This window comes from Streptomyces sp. WELS2 (assembly GCF_013870595.1).
Lineage (GTDB): Bacteria > Actinomycetota > Actinomycetes > Streptomycetales > Streptomycetaceae > Streptomyces.
The window spans coordinates 1-1,244 of sequence record NZ_JACBWZ010001280.1; the positions used below are offsets into that span (position 1 = coordinate 1).

Genomic DNA, 1,244 nt, shown 5'->3' on the forward strand with positions numbered 1-1,244 from the left:
CTTGCCCGGCGCGTACAGCCAGGTGCGGAACAGCCCCTTCAGCCGCTTTCCCGAGGTCCGCTCGGCCAGCGCGGCGAACTGCGCGGTGGTGCCGTGTCCGCCGCGGTGCCCGTCCGCCCAGGCGCGCAGCACGCGGAAGAAGTCCCGGTCGCCGACGGCCCGCCGCAGCGCGTGCAGGGTCATGGCGCCCCGCTCGTAGACGGGCGTGCCGAAGATGCGCTTGCCGCTGCCGGGGGCGCCGGGCGGGTAGGCCCACAGGGCGTCGCCGGCGGGGCGGGCGTAGAGGGCGTCGAAGGTCCGCTGGGCGCTCGGGCCGCCGTGCTGCTCGGTGTAGAGCCACTCGGCGTAGGTGGCGAAGCCCTCGTTGAGCCAGATGTCCTGCCAGGCGGTGAGGGAGACGGAGTCGCCGAACCACTGGTGGGCGCTCTCGTGGACGAGGGTGGCGAGGTCGGGCGCCGAGTCGTAGACCGGGCGGGTCTGGGTCTCCAGGGCGTAGCCGACGTCCGGGGCGTGGTCGACGAGGGAGCCGGCCGCCCGGAACGGGTACGGCCCGAAGAGCCGACTCTCCCACTCCAGCACGGACGGCAGCTTCCTCAGCACGGGCGCGGCGGCGCGGGCCTCGCGGGGGTCCACGGCGTTGTACACCTGGATGCCGTCACGGGTGGTGTAGTGCTCGGTGCGGAACCGGCCGATGGTGGCGGTGGCCAGGTAGGCGGCCATCGGCTCGGTCTGGCGCCAGCGGAAGGTGGTCCTGCCGTGGGCGGTGCGCTGTCCGAGGAGGACGCCGCCCGCGACGGCGGTGTGGCCGCGCGGCACGGTGAGCGTGAAGTCGTACGACGCCTTGTCCTTGGGGTGGCCGTTGGCCGGGAACCAGGTCATGGCGCCCTGGGGTTCGCCGGCGACGAACGCGCCGTCGTCGGTGGGGATCCAGCCGTCCGGTGAGCCGTCGGGGTCGGTGACCGGCCGGGGGGTGCCGTGGTAGGTGACGGCGACGCGGAAGTCGCGGCCCTTCGCCCGCGCGCTGGGCGGGGTGACGACGAGTTCCCGGCCGTCGCGGGTGAAGCGGGCGGCCCGGCCGTCGACCGTGACCCGGGTGACGGTCAGCCCCGACAGGTCGAGGTCGAAGCGGGTCAGGCGCTGGGTGGCGCGGGCGGTGAGGACCGCGGTGCCGTCGAGGCGCCGGGCGGCGGGCTCGTAACGGAGCGTCAGGTCGTAGTGGCGCACGTCGTAGCCGCCGTTGCCGC

Annotated in this window: 1 protein-coding gene; it reads right to left on the bottom strand. The window is 74.9% G+C overall.

All coding sequences use genetic code 11. From position 1 onward, the window contains the following. Window positions 1–1,244: M1 family metallopeptidase (locus tag H5J33_RS35720; RefSeq protein ID WP_181798786.1), on the bottom strand; the 1,244-nt coding region annotated here is incomplete at both ends.